The following is an 18,767-nucleotide window of genomic DNA, read 5'->3' on the forward strand; positions in this document are numbered from 1 at the left end:
CCGCTTTAGCCTGCAGATTTCTGCAGGGCGGCATCGACGTCCCTGGCCAGCGGGATGGCCGGCTGTGCACCGGCCTTCAGGCAGGCCAGCGAACCGGCTGCGGCAGCGCGGGCAAGCGCCTGGTCGAGCGGCAGGCCGGCTGCCAGCCCGGCTGCAAAATAGCCGCAGAACGTGTCGCCGGCGCCGACCGTATCGAGCGGACTGATCTTCAGCGCCGGAACCATCAGGAGATCGTCCGGCGTAGCCGCCAGAACGCCGTCCGAGCCAAGCGTGACGACGATGGTGCGGCCGGTTCTCGCGGCATAGTCGCGCATCCGTGCCGGGCGGTCGCGGCCATTCAACGACAGCGCCTCGCCATAGAGGTCGAACTCGGTTTCGTTGGCGACGAGATAGTCGGCCTTGCCGAGGAAGCCGGCCGCGTCGCCATGGAAAGGTGCGGTGTTGAGCACTGTGATCGCGCCGGCTGTCCTTGCCGCGTCGAGTGCTGCCTCGACGGTCTGCAGCGGGATCTCCAGTTGCAGCAGCACGACGTCGCCGTTTTTCAGGAAGGCCTTGGAAAGGTCACCCGGCACGACCGAATCATTGGCGCCCGGCACAACGGCGATCACGTTCTCGCCGTCGGCGCCGACCATGATCAACGCGGTACCGGTCGAGGCAAAGGTCTCGCCGACGCCGGACAGGTCGATCTTGCCGTCGCGCAGCAGCGCCAGAGCGTCGCTGGCGAAGCTGTCCTTGCCGACCGCGCCGACCATGCGCACCTTGGCGCCGGCGCGGGCGGCGGCCAGCGCCTGGTTGGCGCCCTTGCCGCCGGGGGCAGTAGCGAAACCGGAGCCGCGCACGGTCTCGCCGGGACCGGGCAAGCGGTCGACACTTGCGATGAGATCGAGATTGATGGAGCCGATGACAACGATCAAGAAATGCCTCCCGCTAGCGCATACCACTCTAATTGCGCGGGAAGCTACTCCGTAAGATCGCTGCTTGTCACCCTAGCGGTCCTTGCATCGCTCGTGTCGTTTCCATTCGTTGGCTATTCAAGAGACCTGTCCCGCCTCCCAGCCGAGGATGGCGCGTTTTCGGGTCAGGCCCCAATGGTAGCCGGTGAGTGCGCCGGACTTGCCGAGAGCCCGGTGGCACGGCACGACGAAGGACATCGGATTGGCACCGACCGCGGCACCGACAGCCCGGCTGGCGCTCGGTGCGCCGATGCGCGCGGCGATCGAGGAATAGGTGCAGGCCTGGCCCATCGGAATACGCAGCAAGGCCTCCCAGACACGGACCTGGAAGTCTGTGCCGATCATGACGACGCGCAGCGGCTGGTCGGCGCGCCACAGCGACGGATCGAAGATGCGCGCGGCATAGGGCGCCGTCGCCGCCATGTCCTCGACATAGGTCGCATTCGGCCAGCGGCTGGACATGTCGGCAAAGGCCGCACGCTCGCCGCCGGGGTCGTTGAAGGCGAGGCCGGCAAGGCCGCGGTCCGTCACCATGATCAGCGCGATGCCGAAAGGCGAGATATGATAGCCGTAGCGGATGGTGAGCCCTGCGCCGCGGGTCTTGTAATCGCCCGGCGACATCGCTTCGTGGGTGACGAACAGATCGTGCAGCCGGCCTGGGCCGGACATGCCGAGTTCGAACGAGGTTTCAAGCAGCGGCATGCCGGCATCGAGCAGCTTGCGCGCATGATCGAGGGTGACGGCCTGCAGAAAAGCCTTGGGCGACAGGCCGGCCCAGCGGGTGAACAGCTTCTGCAGCCCGGTCGGTGTCTCGCCGACCTCCTCGGCCAGCACTTCCAACGAGGGCTGGTCGCGATAGTCGAGGCTGATCTTTTCGATGGCACGACGGACGATTTCGTAGTCTCCACCTTCAGGCGTGATGTCTTTCTGAAGGATTGCTGTCGTTTTGAGAGGCATTTGGGCGTTCATGGCAGTATCTCCTTGAGTGCGAATATCGTCCTTCGCGGCGCCGATCACCACCCGAAACTTGCTTTCCCGCGGCATGTACCCAGATAGAGCTGGGCTTTGAATGGGGAGGACGGTCGTGGCTGGTGAAAAAGTAAACCTGACCGGGGCAAAGGAGACTTTGCTTTTAACACTTTACGGCAAGGCGCTGGAGAGCCGGCTGCCCAATTCGCTGCTCAGGGACTACTTTGCCGACGAGGCGGTGCGCAACATCGACTATGATTTCTCACGGCTCAAGGTCGACAACAATCTCGGCGTCGGTCTAGCAATCAGGGCAAAGACGCTGGACGTCTGCGTTCAGGACTTTCTCCCCCGAAATCCTGACGCCATCGTACTGCATCTCGGGTGTGGGCTCGATACGCGCATATTCCGTATCGACCCGCCAGCCGGCGTGGACTGGTTCGACGTCGACTATCCCGAAGTCATCGATCTCAGGCGCAAGCTCTATCCAGTGCGGGATCACTACCATCTGATCGCTTCGTCGGTCACCGAACCTGGATGGCTGAACAAAGTACCTCGGGATCGCCCGGCCATAGTCGTGGCGGAAGGCCTGACTCCCTACCTGGGTGCCGAGGAGGGGCAGCAACTGTTTTCTCGTTTGGTGGGACATCTTTCGAGCGGCGAACTGGTTTTCGATGCCTATAGTCGCCTGGGACTGAAGATCATTCGCCTCAATTCCTCCTTCCGCGCCACCGGCGCCGAGGTCCACTGGAGCATCGAGAACCCGCATGAATTGGAGCGAGCCGTTCCGAAGCTGCGGTTCGTCGAGGACATCCCTGCCTATAAGCCGGAACATGCCGCTCGCATGCGCTGGTTCGCGAAACTGTTCGTTCGCCTTTGGAAATACATTCCAGCATTGCGCAAGATCGGCAGGCTGTTGCGCTATCGGTTCTGAAACGCTGGCTCAGCGCGCCTTGGCGGCTGCCAGAGCGCGCGAAAATGCGGTGGCAAAACTTTCGCGGTCGGCAGGGTTGAGGAAGCCGCCGATCGAGACGGTTTTTCCTTGCGCCTCGACCGCCATTCTGGTGATGCCGATCTCGGCGTGGCGGGCGATCGAAAAGCGCGCCCAGAACGGATTGAAGCGGTGTGCTTCCGATTTGCCTGACGGGGCAGTCTTGCGGATGTCGAGGCTGGTGCGCGACACCGATACCTCCTCGCGAGCCCGGGCGGCACGATAATTGGCGCGGAAGGCGATGTAGACGGCGATCACGTCGAGGCCGAAGAAGCCGAACACCGGCCAGGCGCCGCGCGACAGAAAAAAAGCTCCGGTCACCAGCCAGCCGAACAGCAGGGCGCCCATCAGGATGGCAAAGCCGGTCTTGCCCAGCGACCGGTGCGGTGTCAGCAGCGCCTGGAAAAATGGCTCGTCGGCCTGAAATGAGGCGTTTGTGTCGCTCATTGGGGAATATTATAGGAAGGCAATGACAAGCCCCAAGCCCAAAAACTCTTCTGCGCTAAAAAAAGACCTGTTGCCCGGCCGCCGCGACGGCTCGAACGTCAAGCCGCGTCCGCGGCCGGCGAGATCGCGGGCGCTTTACAGCGCGGCCGAGGTGCATGAGATTTTCCGGCGCTTTTCCGTTCAGCGGCCGGAACCGAGGGGCGAGCTCGAACATATCAACGCCTTCACGCTGTTGGTGGCGGTGGTGCTTTCGGCTCAGGCGACGGACGCCGGCGTCAACAAGGCGACGCGGGCGCTGTTCAAAATCGCCGACACGCCGCAAAAGATGCTGGCGCTAGGCGAGGCCAAGCTCGGCGACCATATCCGCACCATCGGGCTATGGCGCAACAAGGCCAAGAACGTCATCGCGCTGTCGGAGGCGCTGATCCGCGACCATGGCGGCGAGGTGCCTGAGGATCGCGATCAACTGGTCGAGCTGCCGGGTGTCGGCCGCAAGACCGCCAACGTCGTGCTCAACGTGGCATTCGGCCAGCATACGATGGCGGTCGACACGCACATCTTCCGCATCGGTAACAGGCTCGGCCTGGCGCCGGGCAAGACGCCGGAACAGGTCGAGCAAGGTTTCCTGAAGATCATTCCGGATGAATATATGCGGCACGCGCATCATTGGCTGATCCTGCACGGCCGCTATGTCTGCAAGGCGCGCAAGCCGGATTGCCCGGCCTGCGTCATCGCCGATATCTGCAAGGCCAAGGAAAAGACGACCAGCGTGCCTGCACCGCTGGTCGAGATCGCGCCGCTCGGGCCAGTAGAAGCGGCTACTGAGTCAGTGCCCGGCAAGTGACTCTGAAGTTCCTCGTATGTGGCGCCGTCCACATTCAGGAACTCTCCTCGACGAACACCTCCTCGCGCTTCTTCCTGACCGCGGGGAGAAACACGATGACGAGCACGGCAAGCGCGATGAGGAGCAGGCTGGCGCTGATCGGCCGCGTCACGAAGGTGCTCGGATCGCCGCGCGAGAGGATCATGGCGCGGCGTAGGTTTTCCTCGAGCAGCGGGCCGAGCACGAAGCCGAGCAGCAGCGGCGCAGGTTCGCAGCGCAGCTTGGTCAGGAGGTAGCCAAGCAAGCCGAAGAAGGCGACGGCATAGAGGTCGTAGACGTTGGTGTTGACGCTGTAAACGCCGATCGAGCAGAACGCCATGATGATCGGGAAGAGCACATAGTAGGGGATGGTAAGAAGTTTCACCCAAAGCCCGATCAGCGGCAGGTTCAAGATGATCAGCATCAGATTGCCGATCCACATCGAGGTGATGATACCCCAAAACAGTGCAGGCTGTTCGATGGCGACATTGGGGCCGGGCACGATGCCCTGGATGATCATCGCGCCGATCATCAGCGCCATTACCGGGTTGGCCGGAATGCCGAGCGTCAGCATCGGGATGAAGGAGGTTTGGGCGCCGGCATTGTTGGCCGATTCCGGTCCGGCGACGCCTTCGATGGCGCCCTTGCCGAATTCCCCGGGATTTTTCGAGACACGTTTTTCGACGGTGTAGGAGGCAAAGGCGGCAAGGATCGCGCCGCCTCCCGGCAGGATGCCGAGCGCCGAACCGATGATTGTCCCGCGCACGATGGGAGCCGCCATGCGCCGAAAATCTTCGCGGGTCGGCATAAGGCCGGAGATCTTTCGGATCAGCACGGAACGCTCATGCTCGTTTTCGAGGTTGCGCAGTATCTCGGCGACGCCGAAGACGCCGACCGCCACTGCGACGAAATTCAGCCCGTCGGCATATTCGCGGATGCCGAGCGTGAATCGGGGTGTGCCGGTGTAGATATCGGTGCCGACAAGGCCGAGCAGCAGGCCGAGCACGACCATGGCCAGTGCCTTGACGATCGAGCCGTGGGCGAGCGCGACGGACGAGACCAGGCCGACGATCATCAGCGAAAAATACTCGGGCGCGCCGAATCTCAGCGCTATCGCCGTCAGCGGTGGGGCGAAGATGGCGACGAGGAAGGTCGACACCGTGCCGGCAAAGAACGAGCCTATCGCCGCGGTCGCCAGGGCTGCTCCGGCGCGGCCGTTCCTGGCCATCTGATAGCCATCGATTGCGGTGACGGCCGACGAGGATTCGCCGGGCATGTTGATGAGAATGGCGGTGGTCGAGCCGCCATACTGCGCGCCGTAATAGATACCGGCGAGCATGATGAGAGAGGAAACCGGGTCGCCGATCTGGAAGGTGATCGGCAACAGCATGGCGATGGTTGCGGTGGCACCGATGCCGGGCAGGACGCCAATCAGCGTGCCGAGAAGGACGCCGATCAGGCAGAAACCGAGGTTTGCCAAAGATGTGGCTGTCGAAAAGCCGAGTGCGAGGTTGTTGAGGAGTTCCATTTCATCTCCTCACAACGACGTTGGCAACCACGGGCCGAAACGCCGAAACGGCAGGCCGAGTGCGTAGCTGAAGACGACGAATGCGAACAGCGTCAGGCCGGCTGACAGCACGAGTGCAGTCAGCGGCTTCATACGGCCGCTACCGAAAGATGCGATCAGCGCCGTCAGGAAGATCGACGGGATGAAGCCGAGGCCGCGCACCGTCAGGCCGAAGAAGATCGGAGCAGGCAGGATGAACAGCATGCCGCGCCACGCAATGTAACCGATCGGCTCGCTCTCGAAGCGCACTGCCTCGACTAGGATGACGGCGCCGAGCAGAATGAGCACAATTGCCAGCACCAGCGGGAAATAGCCCGGCCCCATGCGAAAGGCGGTGCCGATTTCGAGGCCCAGCGACTGCAGCGCGAAAAAGGCGCCAATAAAGATCAACAGCGCGGCGCATATGCCGTTGGTTCTGTCGATTGCGAAAGGTTTCATGGCGTCCTCCCGGCCCGCCTCACGGGCGTGCCGATGCCGGTGTAAAAACGGGGCGCTGGCGGCGCCCCGTTAAAAACCTTTAGTCGGCGTACTGGCCGGCCGCTTCGATGATCGGCTTCCAGCGCGCAATCTCACTTTCCAGCTTGGCCTTGAGCGCGGCCCGCGTGGCATCGGCCTCGGGCGACGGCTTGGTGCCGAGTTCGGCAAATCGGGCGACGACGTTCTGGTCCTTCAGCGCCACCTGCAGAGATTTCGACAGGCGTTCGGTGATCTCGGCCGGCGTGCCCTTGGGTGCATAGATGCCGTGCCAGATGCCGACCTGCACCTGGGGAAGACCGGCCTCTATCGTCGTCGGCACGTCCGGCAGCACGTCTAGCCGTTGCGGCGAGGTTACGGCATAAGCCTTGATCGTGCCGCCCTGGATCTGCTTGGTGGTATTGGTCGTCTGGTCGCACATGATGTCGACCTGGCCGCCGAGAAGATCGGTCATGGCCGGGCCGGTGCCCTTGTAGGGTACGGTGACCAGCGGCGTGCCGATGGCGCTCATAAACAGCATGCCGCACAGATGCGAGGCGGCACCGATCCCGGCATTGGCAACGGTGATGCTGTCCTTGTTGGCCTTGGCGTAGTCGACCAGCCCCTTCAGATCGGTCGGCTCGAGGTCCTTGCGGCCGACGATGGTCATCGGCACCTCGGTGACGAGGCCGACATATTCGAATGCGTTCAGCGTGTCGTAGGCGAGCTTTCTGTAGAGCGTAGCACTTGTCGCCATGCCGATGTGATGGAGGAGCAGCGTGTAGCCGTCAGGCTCGGCATTTGCGACGCGGCCGGCGCCCAGTGTGCCGCCGGCGCCGCCGACATTCTCGACGATGACCTGCTGGCCGAGGTCCTTCGACATGGCTTCCGCGACAAGACGCGTGACGGTGTCAGTAGGGCCGCCGGCCGAAAACGGCACGACAATGGTGATGGTGCGTTCGGGGTAGGTCTGCGCGCCAGCGGCCGGTGGGTAAAGCATGGCGGCCGCAGCGACAGCCAGCGCGGCGATGAATTTTCGCATCGTGTTTCCTCCCAGGATATGATTGCCAACCGCTGCGCGGATTCCTCTAAAACCGACTGTAGATGGAGCAATAACTAGCGCAACCCGACAAATGACAATCGGGCTCAAACGGCAAACTGCACGTCTATCCGCGCAAATGAGTGGGAAGGATGGGCCGTGCGATGCCCTTCCTCCAACCTATGCTAGTAGCCATAGCCGCGCGCCATCGCCGCCGCGAACACCGGGATCAATAGGAAGATCGATGCCTCGGTGCGGACATAGGTGCGAACGGACGCTAGCTCCGCCGCAGGCACCTGGAAGCCGGGACTGGCGCTCGCCTGCCTGTTCCAGGACAGGAATCGGACGGTCGGGATAATCGACAACAGGCCGACAATTGCGAAAGCGGCCATCTTTGCCCAGAACATCCAGTTGTAGACGTAGAATTCCCAGCCCTTGAGACCATAGATGACGCGGCCGATGCCGGCGACGATGATCAGCATGGCGATGATGCCGTAGTGGCGATCGATGCCGACAAGCCGCTTCAGCGTCGCGGCGGACAAGTCGCTGCGGATCAGGACGAACTCGGCGCCGATGATGCCTGCCAGCGAAAACACCAGCAGATGATGGAAAATGGCAAGCACAAGGTCGGTGGTGTCCATGCTGTTCCCCTCTGTCGGACGGCAGCGCCGAAACCCAACGCGCCTGAACCAGTACTGGAGAAAAACTAACACCGCCTGGCAGGATTCACATCAGCCTGGAAGATGATCTACACAGGCTTGGCTCTTGTTTTTCGCAACGGATTTGGATTTCCCGTCTCGAGCGTGTCGCTGTCCCCACTTTTGGAAGACCTGCATTAGGCACCGGCAACACAACCGAGACATGACCATGGCCAGTCCGCATACAATTGTCGCCCCAGTGATTGAGACCTCGCGCACGGTCCTGCGGCCGCACCGGCTTGACGATTTCGACGCCTACGTCGCGATGTGGGCCGATCCCGTCGTCACCCGCTTTATCGGCGGCAAGCCGCGCACGCGGGAGGAAAGCTGGATGCGCTTCCTACGCCACGCCGGCCTGTGGTCGCTTCTGGGCTACGGCTTCTGGGCGATCGAGGAAAAGGCCACCGGCCGCTTCATCGGCGAGGCCGGCTTTCACGATCTGAAACGCGACATGACGCCCTCGATCGAGGGCATTCCGGAGACCGGCTGGGCTCTGGTTGCGGGCGCGCATGGCCACGGGTTGGCCAGCGAAGTCGTCGCACGGGTGCTTGCCTGGGGCGATGAGGCATTTGCAGCCGCGAAGACCGTCTGCATCATCGATCCGGAAAACACCGGCTCGCTGAACGTCGCGGCAAAATGCGGTTATGGCGAAGTGCTGCGAACCGTCTACCAAGGCAAGCCGACCATCCTGCTGGAGCGGCAGCCCTGACGGACGCTGTCTGGCCTCTGCCTGCCACGTCGTCCGGCGTCGAGTTCGCCTGCCTGAAGATCGCACAGGCCGATTGTGCCGCATGCGGCGTGTTCTGTCTTTGACAGGAAGACGCAAACTCTGCATGAATTTTATCGAGCGGGTCTGAAGTCAGGCCACGTTTCTGGCAGGCACCGGAGGAGGTGTCGCGATTTGGAGGAATCCCATGCTGAACAGACGCCGATTCTTGATGAGCACCGCTGCAGCAGGTGCTGCCGGACTGGCGGCATCGCATTTTATCCCCGCCTTCGCGCAGGACGCACCGCAGCTGCAGATTTTCGTGCCGGCGGCGCCGGGCGGCGGCTGGGACCAGACGGCGCGCGCCATGGACCAGGTGCTGCGCGGCGAAAAACTGATCTCCGGCTCGCAGATCACCAATGTCGGCGGCGCCGGCGGTACTGTCGGCCTGCCGCAATTCGTCAACCAGTGGAAGGGCAAGGGCAATGCGCTGATGTTGGCTGGCATGGTCATGGTCGGCGCGATCATCGCCAACAAGGCGGCTAACAACCTTACCGAGGTCACGCCAATCGCCCGCCTCACCGGCGAGTTCGAGGCGCTTGTGGTGCCGGCCGCCTCGCCATTCAAGACTGCGGCCGACTTTGTTGCCGCCCTCAAAGCCGACCCGACGCAGGTTCCGGTCGCCGGCGGTTCGGCTGGCGGCTCGGACCACATCTTGTTCGGCCTCATCGCCAAGACCGTCGGTGTTCCGGCCACCAATCTCTCCTATGTGCCGTTTGCCGGCGGCGGCGAGGCGCTCTCGGCGCTGCTCGGCAACCAGGTCGCGGCCGGCATCTCCGGCTATGGCGAGTTCGCCGAACAGGTCAAGGCGGGTGCGCTGCGGCTGCTGGCCATCTCCGCGGATAAACGCCAGGAGGGAATCGATGCGCCGACGATGAAGGAAGCCGGCATCGATGTCGAGCTGTTCAACTGGCGCGGCGTCTTCGCACCGCCCGGCGTCTCGGACGCCGACAAGGCAGCAATGATCAAGCTGATCGAGACCATGGCCAAGAGCGACGCCTGGGCCACCGAATGCAAGAACCGCAACTGGACGCAGATCCTGCTCACCGGTGACGATTATGCGAAATTCGTCGCAGAAGACACGGCCCGCATCGGGACGATCCTCAAGGACCTCGGCCTAGCGTGATGCTCTCGGCAAGGGGCGGCAGCCTGCGCCAACCCTTGCCGACTTTCGCCAGCCGCATGGACATACGCGGCGCCGGAGGTGAAACTACGCCGGGATCGGCCGAGTGAGACCGGTCCAAGGAGAACCGGCCCCAAGGGACCGACATTGGGAGGACGATGATGAGCACCAGCGACCAGCCGGCGCCGCCGCGCCTTGCAGTACCCGAACTGCTGATCGGCGTCGGGCTCCTCGCCTGTGCCGGTGCGGTTGCCTGGCAGACGCTGGCAATCCCGGTGTCGCCGCTCTATTCCAAGGTCGGTCCGACCGTCTTTCCCTACATCACCATGACCGGGATGGTGATCCTGTCGCTGCTGCTCATCATTGCCGCCTTGCGGGGCGGCTGGCAGCCGGAGGACGAAAAGGAGACGCCGACCGACTGGAAGGCGATGGGCATCGCCGCCCTCGGACTGATCGCCAACCTGGTGCTGATCCAGCCGCTCGGCTTTACCGCGGCATCTGTCATCATGTTCGTTCTCATCTGCCACGGTTTCGGCAGCCGGCGTCCGCTGCGTGACGTGCTGCTCGGGCTGATCCTGGCGCTGGCCGCCTATTTCGGCTTTGCCAGGGCGCTTGGCGTCAATATCGGCGCCGGCTTCATCGAAAACCAGCTGAACGCGATCGTCGATTCGGTCGTTGCCATGCTGAGGGGCTGACGCCATGGAAACGCTCGGCCATCTCGCGCACGGATTTTCGGTCGCCTTCTCGCCGATCAATCTCATATGGTGCCTGGTCGGCACCACGCTGGGGACTGCGATCGGCGTGCTGCCCGGCCTCGGGCCGGCACTGACCATCGCGCTGCTGTTGCCGATCACCTATCAGGTGGCGCCGGAGGCATCCTTCATCCTGTTTGCCGGCATCTACTACGGCGCCATGTATGGCGGCTCGACGACATCGATCCTGCTCAACACGCCTGGCGAAAGCGCCACCATCGTCACCGCGCTGGAAGGCAACCGGATGGCCCGCTCCGGCCGTGGCGGTGCGGCCCTGGCGACCTCGGCGATCGGCTCCTTCGTCGCCGGCACGCTGGGCACGATCGGCGTTGCCTTCCTGGCGCCGATCGTCGTCAAATTCGCGCTGGCCTTCGGCCCGGCCGAATATTTCTCGCTGATGGTGCTGGCCTTCATCACGGTTTCGGCGGTGCTCGGCTCGTCGTCGGTGCGCGGCCTGACCAGCCTGTTCGTCGGCTTCGTCGTCGGCATGATTGGCGTCGACCTGCAGACGGGGCAGCCGCGCTTCACCTTCGGCATGAGCGAATTGCTCGACGGCGTCGACGTCATCGTCGTCGCCGTTGGCCTGTTCGCCGTTGGCGAGACGCTTTACATGGCCTCGCGCCGCTATGCCGGCAAGGACGACATCGTGCCGTTGAAAGGGTCGCTCTACATGACCGCGGCCGAATGGTCGCGCTCGTGGAGGCCATGGCTGCGCGGCGCCCTGATCGGCTTCCCGATCGGCGCCATGCCGGCCGGCGGCGCCGAAATCCCGACCTTCCTCTCCTATGCGATCGAGAAGAAACTCTCCAGACACAAGGAGGAGTTCGGCACGGTCGGCGCCATCGAGGGCGTTGCCGGGCCGGAAGCGGCCAACAATGCATCCGCGGCCGGCGTGCTGGTGCCGATGCTGACGCTCGGCCTGCCGACCTCGGCGACGGCCGCGATCATGCTGTCGGCGTTCCAGAGCTACGGCATCAATCCGGGGCCGCTGCTGCTGACGACGCAGGCCGACCTGGTGTGGGGGCTGATCGCCAGCCTGTTCATCGCCAATGTCATCCTCGTCGTCCTCAACCTGCCGCTGATCGGGCTCTGGGTGCGATTGCTGAAGATCCCGGCGCCGCAGCTCTATGCCGGCATCCTGGTGTTCGCCACGGTCGGCACCTACGGCATCTCGCAATCGCCGATCGACCTCGTCATCCTCTATCTGCTCGGTGCCGCCGGTTTCCTGATGCGGCGTTTCGATTTCCCGACCGCGCCCGTCATCATCGGCATGATTCTCGGGCCGCTTGCCGAAACGCAGTTCCGCCGCGCGATGACCATCTCGAATGGCGATTGGACGGTGTTCTACAAGCATCCGCTGTCGCTGACGCTGCTGACGCTGGCCTTCATCGGGCTGGTTGGACCGCATATCTGGGCCTACATCGAGCACAGACGCATGCGTGGACCGGAGCACGTGCCGGGCGATGCCTGAGCTGTTCGTGACGTCATGACAGACCTGCTTTCCGGCATCCGCATCCTTGACCTGACCAATGTGCTGGCCGGCCCCTATTGCGCCTACCAGCTGGCGTTGCTCGGGGCCGACGTCATCAAGGTCGAGACGCCGCAAGGCGGTGATCTGGCGCGCCAGCTCGGCGCCTCGCCGGAGCTCAACCGGGCGGGCATGGGCGCTTCGTTCCTGGCGCAGAATGCCGGCAAACGCTCGGTGGCGCTCGATCTCAAGCAGGAGGCCGACCGCGAACGCTTCCTCGATCTGGTCGCTTCGGCCGACGCGCTGGTCGAGAATTTCCGCCCCGGCGTAATGGACCGGCTGGGGCTTGGCCATGCCAGGCTGAAGGAGGTCCGGCCAAGCCTTGTCTATTGTGCGATATCGGGCTTCGGCCAGACCGGGCCGATGCGCGACAATCCAGCCTACGACCAGATCATCCAGGTCTTTCCGGCATCATGAGCATCACCGGTACACCGGAAACGGCGCCGCTGCGTGTCGGCTATCCGGTTGCCGATACGCTTGGCGGGCTGGTCGGAGCGTTCGCCATTACCGCCGCATTGGTCAAGCAGAAGACGACAGGCGAGGGCGCGTTCCTGGACGTGTCGATGCTCGAATGCACGCTTTCTGCGCTCGGCTGGCCGGTGTCGAACTATCTGACGGCGGACGTCGAGCCGCAGCCGATGGGCAATGAAAACATGACGGCCGCACCGTCTGGCGCGTTTCGCACCGGCGACGGCTTGCTCAACATCGCCGCCAACAAGCAAGAGCAGTTCGTCACACTGTGCCGGTTGATCGGCCGGCCGGAGTTGGCGGCGGATGTCCGCTTTGCCGAGCGCGAAACGCGCAAGCAGAACCGCATCGCATTGAAGGCGTTGATCGAGGACGCCCTGGCGAGCGGCTCGGCCGCCGCCTGGGAGGAGACGTTCAATCGCGCCGGCGTGCCGGCCGGCCGGGTGCTGACGATCCCGCAGGTTCTGCAGGAGCAACAGGTGATCGAGCGCGGCATGACGGCGCGCTTCCAGGCTGTGTCCGGAATGGACAAGCCGCTGACCGTGGTGCGCGGCGGCTTCATGGTCGATGGCAAGGCACCTTTGCCGAGCAGGCCGCCGCCGGGGCTGGGCGAGCATATGGACGAGGTTTTTGCCGACCTGCCGCCACGCGCCAAGAAAAGAGCGAAGGCATGAGCGGAACGCAAAACAAGACTGGTCGCGCGCGCGGCGAGGAATGGTGGCAGACCGGCATCATCGAGATGCGCCCCGGCGTCATCCGGCTGCGCGGCTATGAAATCCAGGATCTGATCGGTCGCGTCAGCTTTCCGGCAATGATCTGGCTCATGCTGCGCGGCGAAACGCCAAGCGAGGAGCAGGCGGCGCTGCTTGGCATCGCGCTGGGTGCTGCCGTCGACCATGGGCCGCAGGCGCCGTCGATCGCCATCGCCCGTATGGCGATCACCTGCGGCGTCGGCATCAACAGCGCCATGGCATCAGCCGTCAACGTGCTTGGCGATGTGCATGGCGGCGCCGGCGAACAGGCGCTTTCCTTCTACGGAGACATCGCTGCCGAACTGGACGCCGGCATGCCGCTTGCGGACGCCGTGTCGGCGCGGCTCGATCGTTTCCTTGCCGGGGAAAACGGTTATGTGCCCGGGCTCGGCCATCGTTTCCATCCGGTCGACCCGCGGGCGCCCCGCCTCATCGAGCTAACCCGCGACTTTGCCGCGCGCGGCATCGTCAGCGGGCGCTTCGCCGATATCGCCGAGGCGATCGAGGCCGAGGTGGCGCGGCGCAAGGGCAAAAAAATCCCGCTCAATATCGACGGCGCCACGGCCGTCATCTACGGCGAGCTCGGCTTTCCGCCGCCGCTGACGCGCGGCCTTTTCGTGCTGTCGCGCTCGGTCGGCATCCTCGCACATGCGTGGGAACAGTCGCAGGAAAGCGACCGCAACAAGGGGCCGCTGCCGCGCGAATGGCTGTGGGCCTATACCGGCACGCCGGCGCGGCCTCTGCCCGAGGAAGACGATGGCAGTCAGTGAGGCATCGGTTCAAGAGACGGCGGCGGCGGGCGCTGGAACCAATTCCATCCCGACACAGTCGGGGCAGGCCTCCATCTTCTATTGAGCGGGATCTTTTCCGAACGCCGGACCCTGCTTTTTGGGATTATGCTCCAGCTCGGCAATCCTGATGTTCCTCACCAGCGTCGAAAGATCCGGCTCGTCGATGAGCAACGCCGCGTCGGCTGGTGCCAGCCACGCACGCTGACGCCTCTTGGATTCCTGCCAGTCGGCAAGTTCCTCGGTTACCTCCAGCAAATAGACGACGACGTCGACACGGACGAAGCGGTTCGCCAGCCGCTTCCAGTAGCAATAGGTGCCGGCCGGCTGTTTCAGTGTCTTGCCGAGAACGCCGGCTTCTTCCTGTGCTTCGATGGTGGCCGCCTTGCGGCCGCTCTTGCCCTTCATCGGCCAGCCCTTCGGCACAATAAAGCGCCTTGTCGTTCGCGATGTGACCAGCATCACCTCGACTTCGCCATGCTCGTTCAGCCGAAACGGAATCGCCGCGACCTGGCGAATCCGGTCGCCCTCCCTTGCCTTGCGTACGACCTTCTTCTTGCTGGCTGCCATTCGATAATCCAGTCGAGGCGGTGCCCAAACGGCAAGGGCAGCGTTGCAAAGTCGGCCGCTTTCAATGGGGCGCAAGCGGAGCGGTTTCCACAATATATAAGTCGGCTAAATAAATGGAAAGGGCCGGTCGTCAGCGGCAGGTGCTGACAAAGCCGCTCCCCGACGGCAGCAACTGGCAAGTTGGCCTCATCTGCGGCACCTCCTGCCGTTGCGGTGTTGGGATTTGGCGATCCTGGGCACGGTACTGCTGTTGCTGCTGCTGGTATTGCTGCCGCCGCAGCCTGTTCTCCAACATCTGCAACTGGTCTTGCTGGATCAACACGTTGCGGTCGGCGGGACTGACGACCTGTGCCGATGCAGCAGGATTTACGCCCGACAGCATCGCCGCGGTCAGCATTGCCGACCCTAAAAACGTCAATAGACGAAGCCGTGACATCCATTCATTCCCGCACAAAACCGATCTTTCCCGCACAAAACCGATCTTTCCTTAATATAGGGCTTTTGTCCGACGACACCATGGCCGCCGCTGATTTGAAGCGGATTGGAAGAGGCATTTCGGCTTCGGATGCTCCTCGCGTCAATCGACTTCGCGCAGCCGGTATCCGACGCCGGTCTCGGTCGTGATATAGCGGGGCTGGTCGGGCGTCTTCTCAATCTTTAGCCTGAGTTGCCGGACATAGACTCTGAGATATTGAACGTCGGTGGAATCGCCCCAGACCTGCTTCAGCAGGAACTGGTGGGTGAGAACCTTGCCGGCGTGCTGCACCAAGGTGCGAAGAATGTCGTATTCCTTCGGCGAGAGCTTTATCTCCTTGTCCTCGACCTTGACGACGCGCTTCACCAGATCGACGGAGAGGTCGCCGGTTTGGAACACCGGTCTCTCACCCTGCTGCTGAAACTTGTGGCGAAGCGCTACGCGGATGCGTGCGACAAGCTCGTTCATACCGAACGGCTTGGTGACATAGTCGTCGGCGCCGAGTTCGAGGGCGGACACGATGCCGGCCTCATCAGTGCGGCTGGAAAGAATAACCACGGGAATGTCCAGGCCATCATCCCGCCATTTGCGCAGCAAATCATGGCCGCTCATGCCGGGGAGGCCGAGATCGAGCAGGACAAGGTCCGGCTTTTCCGTCTCGATGAGTTCAATCGCCGCCCTGGCGTTCGGCGCCTCGCTGATCGCATAGCCTTGGCTGCCAAGCCCGACGCGAAGCAGTTTCCGGATCGGCGGTTCATCGTCGACCACCAATATCCTGACGTCCAGGCTCGTCATGCCAGATCGTCCATATTTTGATGGCCCGCATCGGGTTCGCCGAGGTTGGGCAGTTCCGCCGGCACCAGTTGCATCCTGATGGTGAAAACCGCCCCCGAGCGGTCGGACCTGTTTGCCGCCGAGAGCGTCCCGCCCATCGCTTCGATGAAGCCGCGGCAAATCGACAGGCCGAGCCCCGTGCCGGCACGCACCTGGTCACCCTTGCGCACACGGTAGAAAGTGTCGAAAACGCGCTCTAGATCCGCTGGCGGAATGCCTGGTCCCTCATCCATGATCTGCAGGATGACGAAGCCGTTGTCGGCCCAGGCTTGCAGGCGGATCGTCGAACCTGGCGGCGCGTATTTTGCAGCATTGTCGAGGAGGTTGAACAGCACCTGTTCGAACAGAACGGGGTCGACCCGCAACATCGGCAGATCCGATGGAATGTCGATCTCGGTCTTATGCTCGCCGACGATTTTGCGGGCCCGATACAGAGCTGAACCGACAATGTCGCCGAGATAGTGAAACGCATAGTTCGGCTCCATCGTGCCGGATTCGATCTTGGTCATATCGAGCAGATTGGCAATGAAGCGGTTAAGCCTCTCCGCTTCATCGAGCACGGTCGACAGCAGTTCCGTCCGGTCCTGCTCGGGAAGTGCGGCCTCGAAGTCCCTGAGTGTTCCGGCCGCGCCCATGATGGCGGCAAGCGGCGTCTTCAAATCGTGGGAAATGGAGGTGAGCAAGGCCGAGCGCAGACGGTCTGCCTCGGCCGCGAGCTTGGCCCGGTCAACATCGGCGACGAGCTGGATGCGCTCGATGGCGACCGCCGCCTGGTCGGCGAGCGCATCGAGCAGACGCTGCTGCTCGGGTGTCAGCAGCGGACCTTGCTTGTCGTTGTCGAGGCCGACAACGCCCACCGCCGTGCGTCCGGTCCGCAAGGGCAGATAGAGGCGCTTTGCTCCGGGCAGCGTGTCGGCGCCGCGCCCGGCGGCGCGGTTATGCTCCCAGGCCCAGCGGGCTGCTGCGATGTCGGCCTCGGCCAGCGTGTCGTCGGGTGGGTAGCCGGCTTTGACCGCAATTGTGCCGTTCTCCGGCAGAAGCAGCACCACGCGCAGCTTCAGCATCGAGGCGATCTGGAAGGCAGTCGCCCAGAGAACGTCATCAAGCGTCCCAGCGCCGGCGAGCTTCTTTGAGAAGAGATAAATATCTTCTGTGGCGCGTGCCCGCGAGCGCGCAGCGACCGCCTGACGCTGCACGCGCGCTGTTAGATTGCTGGCAATGACCGCAACAACCAGGAAGACAGCCAGCGCAACGATGCTCTCCGGATCCTCGATCGTCAGCGTGTAGCGTGGTTCCAGGAAGAAATAGTTGAAGGCAATGGCGCTGATGAGGCAGGCATACAAAGCCGGCCAGAGACCGCCGGTCACCGCCGACGTCAGGACCCCAATGAGAAAGATGATCGCCAGATTGCGGACGTCGAGAAACTGGTCGAGAAGAACGGCGAAGGCGAGCGAGCCAACAACATAGGCCGTGGCCCTGAGATAGGGCCAGATCTCGAACTGCCACTGCTCGTCCGCCGCCTTGACGGTCCTCGACGTCGCCTCGGCGTTGCGTTCGTTTCCCGAAATGACATGGACGCTGATGTCGCCGGCATTGCGGATGAGATCGTAAGTGAGCGAGCCTTCGATCAATTCCCGCCAGCGCGATCGGGTCGGCCTGCCGATCACGATATGGGTGAAGTTGTTCGCCGTCGCATGCCGAACGATGTCTTGCGCGACGTTCTGACCCGGAATGGTCGTCACCTCGGCACCGAGCTGCTCGGCAAGGCGCAGCTGCGTCGCCAGCCGATCCTTGTCCTCCTCGGGCATGGCCGCTGAATGAGGGGTATCGACATGAAGCGCCGTCCAAGGGGCGCGGAGCCGGTCGGCCAACCTCCGCGCATAGCGTACACGGGCCGCCCCGCCCGGACGCGCATCGACGCAGACGAGAACCCTTTCCCCCGCCGCCCAAGGCCCGGGTATCGCGTGGGCCTGCATGTGGGTCAGCAACTGCTCGTCGACCCGCTGGGCAGTGCGGCGGAGCGCCAATTCCCGGAGCGCCGTCAGATTGCCCGGCGAGAAATAGTTCTCGATGGCGCGCTGGGCTGTGCTGGGGATGTAGACCTTGCCTTCCTCAAGCCGCTTGATCAGATCGTCGGGGGTGAGGTCGATGATCTCGATGTCGTCGGCCTGGTCGATTATGGAGTCGGGGACAGTTTCCCGCACCCTGACGCGGGTGATCTGCGCCACGACATCGTTCAGGCTCTCGACGTGCTGGATATTCAGCGTCGTGTAGACATCGATGCCGTGCGTCAGGATTTCCTGGACGTCGAGATAGCGCTTGGGGTGACGGCTGCCGGCGACGTTGGTGTGGGCGAGTTCGTCGACCAGAACTAGGGCCGGGTGCCGGGCGAGGATGGCGTCGAGATTCATCTCCTCAAGGATCCGCCCCTTGTAATCGATCTCAAGGCGAGGAATGACCTCGTAGCCTTCGACCAGCGTCTGGGTTTCCTTGCGGCCGTGCGTCTCGACGATGCCGATCACCACGTCGACCCCGTCGGCCAGCCTGGCGCGGCCCGACATCAGCATCTCGTAGGTCTTGCCGACACCGGGGGCGGCGCCGAGAAATATCCTCAGGCGACCGCGCTCCTCCCGCTCGGCGTGCTCAAGCAGCGCGTCGGGAGAGGGCCTGGTTTCGGCGGTGCGGCTGTCGTCTGGCATAAGGGTCAATCATGAACGGCGCCGGCTTCGGTGTCG

Annotated in this window: 18 protein-coding genes and 1 pseudogene; 8 read left to right on the top strand and 11 right to left on the bottom strand. The window is 63.3% G+C overall.

Annotation, left to right across the window (positions count from 1 at the left end; all coding sequences use genetic code 11):
• Nucleotides 1–5: 5 nt before the first annotated feature.
• Both NKI70_RS13650 and NKI70_RS13655 read right to left on the bottom strand, forming a co-directional pair.
• Nucleotides 6–914 (bottom strand): ribokinase, encoded by a 909-nt coding sequence (locus NKI70_RS13650; protein ID WP_023675276.1) that lies wholly within the window; start codon nucleotides 912–914, stop codon nucleotides 6–8.
• 117 nt (nucleotides 915–1,031) lie between these two features.
• Nucleotides 1,032–1,922: a methylated-DNA--[protein]-cysteine S-methyltransferase gene (locus tag NKI70_RS13655; protein WP_031211349.1), complete on the bottom strand. Its 891-nt coding sequence runs from the start codon at nucleotides 1,920–1,922 to the stop codon at nucleotides 1,032–1,034.
• Between the two features lie 115 nt (nucleotides 1,923–2,037).
• Here NKI70_RS13655 and NKI70_RS13660 point away from each other — a divergent pair, with 115 nt between their 5' ends.
• Entirely contained in the window at nucleotides 2,038–2,853 is an 816-nt protein-coding gene (locus NKI70_RS13660) for a class I SAM-dependent methyltransferase (protein WP_352698503.1), read from the top strand.
• A gap of 9 nt (nucleotides 2,854–2,862) precedes the next feature.
• On the opposite strand, the gene NKI70_RS13665 is transcribed toward NKI70_RS13660, so the two are convergent.
• The gene (locus tag NKI70_RS13665; RefSeq protein WP_023675281.1) at nucleotides 2,863–3,357 is read right to left on the bottom strand and encodes a DUF2244 domain-containing protein; all 495 of its coding nucleotides are present in this window, start codon (nucleotides 3,355–3,357) and stop codon (nucleotides 2,863–2,865) included.
• A gap of 22 nt (nucleotides 3,358–3,379) precedes the next feature.
• Here NKI70_RS13665 and nth point away from each other — a divergent pair, with 22 nt between their 5' ends.
• A complete protein-coding gene (gene nth, locus NKI70_RS13670) occupies nucleotides 3,380–4,201 on the top strand; it encodes an endonuclease III (RefSeq protein ID WP_023675282.1) in 822 nt (273 codons plus the stop codon).
• A gap of 34 nt (nucleotides 4,202–4,235) precedes the next feature.
• Here the strand turns inward: nth and NKI70_RS13675 are convergent, their stop codons facing one another.
• The 4 genes from NKI70_RS13675 to NKI70_RS13690 all read right to left on the bottom strand — a co-directional run bounded on the left by NKI70_RS13675 (nucleotide 4,236) and on the right by NKI70_RS13690 (nucleotide 7,919).
• Nucleotides 4,236–5,747 carry a tripartite tricarboxylate transporter permease gene (locus NKI70_RS13675; protein ID WP_023675283.1) on the bottom strand — a complete coding sequence of 504 codons (1,512 nt, stop codon included), beginning with the start codon at nucleotides 5,745–5,747 and terminating at the stop codon, nucleotides 4,236–4,238.
• Between the two features lie 9 nt (nucleotides 5,748–5,756).
• Nucleotides 5,757–6,224, bottom strand: coding sequence for a tripartite tricarboxylate transporter TctB family protein (locus NKI70_RS13680; protein WP_023675284.1), 468 nt, complete (start codon nucleotides 6,222–6,224; stop codon nucleotides 5,757–5,759).
• A gap of 79 nt (nucleotides 6,225–6,303) precedes the next feature.
• Complete coding sequence (locus NKI70_RS13685) at nucleotides 6,304–7,281, bottom strand: tripartite tricarboxylate transporter substrate-binding protein (protein ID WP_023675285.1); 978 nt, start codon at nucleotides 7,279–7,281, stop codon at nucleotides 6,304–6,306.
• 182 nt (nucleotides 7,282–7,463) lie between these two features.
• The gene (locus tag NKI70_RS13690) at nucleotides 7,464–7,919 is read right to left on the bottom strand and encodes a DUF2214 family protein (RefSeq protein ID WP_023675286.1); all 456 of its coding nucleotides are present in this window, start codon (nucleotides 7,917–7,919) and stop codon (nucleotides 7,464–7,466) included.
• Between the two features lie 226 nt (nucleotides 7,920–8,145).
• On the opposite strand from NKI70_RS13690, the gene NKI70_RS13695 reads away from it, so the two are divergent.
• From NKI70_RS13695 to NKI70_RS13720, 6 genes and pseudogenes are all read left to right on the top strand, one after another.
• Nucleotides 8,146–8,685 carry a GNAT family N-acetyltransferase gene (locus tag NKI70_RS13695; RefSeq protein ID WP_352568213.1) on the top strand — a complete coding sequence of 180 codons (540 nt, stop codon included), beginning with the start codon at nucleotides 8,146–8,148 and terminating at the stop codon, nucleotides 8,683–8,685.
• Between the two features lie 205 nt (nucleotides 8,686–8,890).
• On the top strand, nucleotides 8,891–9,868 hold the full coding sequence (locus NKI70_RS13700; protein ID WP_023675288.1) for a Bug family tripartite tricarboxylate transporter substrate binding protein: 978 nt from the start codon (nucleotides 8,891–8,893) through the stop codon (nucleotides 9,866–9,868).
• A gap of 158 nt (nucleotides 9,869–10,026) precedes the next feature.
• Nucleotides 10,027–10,560 (top strand): tripartite tricarboxylate transporter TctB family protein, encoded by a 534-nt coding sequence (locus tag NKI70_RS13705; RefSeq protein ID WP_023675289.1) that lies wholly within the window; start codon nucleotides 10,027–10,029, stop codon nucleotides 10,558–10,560.
• A gap of 4 nt (nucleotides 10,561–10,564) precedes the next feature.
• Nucleotides 10,565–12,088 carry a tripartite tricarboxylate transporter permease gene (locus NKI70_RS13710; RefSeq protein ID WP_023675290.1) on the top strand — a complete coding sequence of 508 codons (1,524 nt, stop codon included), beginning with the start codon at nucleotides 10,565–10,567 and terminating at the stop codon, nucleotides 12,086–12,088.
• Between the two features lie 15 nt (nucleotides 12,089–12,103).
• Nucleotides 12,104–13,287: pseudogene (locus NKI70_RS13715) on the top strand (CaiB/BaiF CoA transferase family protein).
• On the top strand, nucleotides 13,284–14,135 hold the full coding sequence (locus NKI70_RS13720; protein WP_352465928.1) for a citryl-CoA lyase: 852 nt from the start codon (nucleotides 13,284–13,286) through the stop codon (nucleotides 14,133–14,135). Before NKI70_RS13715 ends, NKI70_RS13720 begins: the two are co-directional and overlap by 4 nt.
• A gap of 78 nt (nucleotides 14,136–14,213) precedes the next feature.
• Here NKI70_RS13720 and NKI70_RS13725 read toward each other — a convergent pair whose 3' ends face one another.
• The 4 genes from NKI70_RS13725 to NKI70_RS13740 all read right to left on the bottom strand — a co-directional run bounded on the left by NKI70_RS13725 (nucleotide 14,214) and on the right by NKI70_RS13740 (nucleotide 18,731).
• The gene (locus tag NKI70_RS13725) at nucleotides 14,214–14,723 is read right to left on the bottom strand and encodes an NUDIX hydrolase (RefSeq protein ID WP_352465927.1); all 510 of its coding nucleotides are present in this window, start codon (nucleotides 14,721–14,723) and stop codon (nucleotides 14,214–14,216) included.
• Nucleotides 14,724–14,853: 130 nt separating this feature from the next.
• Nucleotides 14,854–15,159 carry a hypothetical protein gene (locus tag NKI70_RS13730; protein WP_023675294.1) on the bottom strand — a complete coding sequence of 102 codons (306 nt, stop codon included), beginning with the start codon at nucleotides 15,157–15,159 and terminating at the stop codon, nucleotides 14,854–14,856.
• Nucleotides 15,160–15,300: 141 nt separating this feature from the next.
• Entirely contained in the window at nucleotides 15,301–15,993 is a 693-nt protein-coding gene (locus NKI70_RS13735; protein ID WP_023675295.1) for a response regulator transcription factor, read from the bottom strand.
• Nucleotides 15,990–18,731, bottom strand: coding sequence for a DUF4118 domain-containing protein (locus NKI70_RS13740; RefSeq protein ID WP_352588308.1), 2,742 nt, complete (start codon nucleotides 18,729–18,731; stop codon nucleotides 15,990–15,992). Before NKI70_RS13740 ends, NKI70_RS13735 begins: the two co-directional genes overlap by 4 nt.
• Between the last annotated feature and the right edge of the window lie 36 nt (nucleotides 18,732–18,767).

This window comes from Mesorhizobium sp. M0500, from assembly GCF_040321165.1.
In the GTDB taxonomy this organism is placed as follows: domain Bacteria; phylum Pseudomonadota; class Alphaproteobacteria; order Rhizobiales; family Rhizobiaceae; genus Mesorhizobium.

What these genes read in the sequence shown, in the direction of transcription:
- NKI70_RS13655 (WP_031211349.1), bottom strand. Translation starts at nt 1,922, where the DNA reads ATGAACGCCCAAATGCCTCTCAAAACGACAGCAATCCTTCAGAAAGAC.
- NKI70_RS13700 (WP_023675288.1), top strand. Translation starts at nt 8,891, where the DNA reads ATGCTGAACAGACGCCGATTCTTGATGAGCACCGCTGCAGCAGGTGCT.
- NKI70_RS13735 (WP_023675295.1), bottom strand. Translation starts at nt 15,993, where the DNA reads ATGACGAGCCTGGACGTCAGGATATTGGTGGTCGACGATGAACCGCCG.
- NKI70_RS13725 (WP_352465927.1), bottom strand. Translation starts at nt 14,723, where the DNA reads ATGGCAGCCAGCAAGAAGAAGGTCGTACGCAAGGCAAGGGAGGGCGAC.
- NKI70_RS13740 (WP_352588308.1), bottom strand. Translation starts at nt 18,731, where the DNA reads ATGCCAGACGACAGCCGCACCGCCGAAACCAGGCCCTCTCCCGACGCG.
- NKI70_RS13680 (WP_023675284.1), bottom strand. Translation starts at nt 6,224, where the DNA reads ATGAAACCTTTCGCAATCGACAGAACCAACGGCATATGCGCCGCGCTG.
- NKI70_RS13705 (WP_023675289.1), top strand. Translation starts at nt 10,027, where the DNA reads ATGAGCACCAGCGACCAGCCGGCGCCGCCGCGCCTTGCAGTACCCGAA.
- NKI70_RS13710 (WP_023675290.1), top strand. Translation starts at nt 10,565, where the DNA reads ATGGAAACGCTCGGCCATCTCGCGCACGGATTTTCGGTCGCCTTCTCG.
- NKI70_RS13730 (WP_023675294.1), bottom strand. Translation starts at nt 15,159, where the DNA reads ATGTCACGGCTTCGTCTATTGACGTTTTTAGGGTCGGCAATGCTGACC.
- NKI70_RS13690 (WP_023675286.1), bottom strand. Translation starts at nt 7,919, where the DNA reads ATGGACACCACCGACCTTGTGCTTGCCATTTTCCATCATCTGCTGGTG.
- NKI70_RS13695 (WP_352568213.1), top strand. Translation starts at nt 8,146, where the DNA reads ATGGCCAGTCCGCATACAATTGTCGCCCCAGTGATTGAGACCTCGCGC.
- NKI70_RS13675 (WP_023675283.1), bottom strand. Translation starts at nt 5,747, where the DNA reads ATGGAACTCCTCAACAACCTCGCACTCGGCTTTTCGACAGCCACATCT.
- nth (WP_023675282.1), top strand. Translation starts at nt 3,380, where the DNA reads ATGACAAGCCCCAAGCCCAAAAACTCTTCTGCGCTAAAAAAAGACCTG.
- NKI70_RS13720 (WP_352465928.1), top strand. Translation starts at nt 13,284, where the DNA reads ATGAGCGGAACGCAAAACAAGACTGGTCGCGCGCGCGGCGAGGAATGG.
- NKI70_RS13665 (WP_023675281.1), bottom strand. Translation starts at nt 3,357, where the DNA reads ATGAGCGACACAAACGCCTCATTTCAGGCCGACGAGCCATTTTTCCAG.
- NKI70_RS13685 (WP_023675285.1), bottom strand. Translation starts at nt 7,281, where the DNA reads ATGCGAAAATTCATCGCCGCGCTGGCTGTCGCTGCGGCCGCCATGCTT.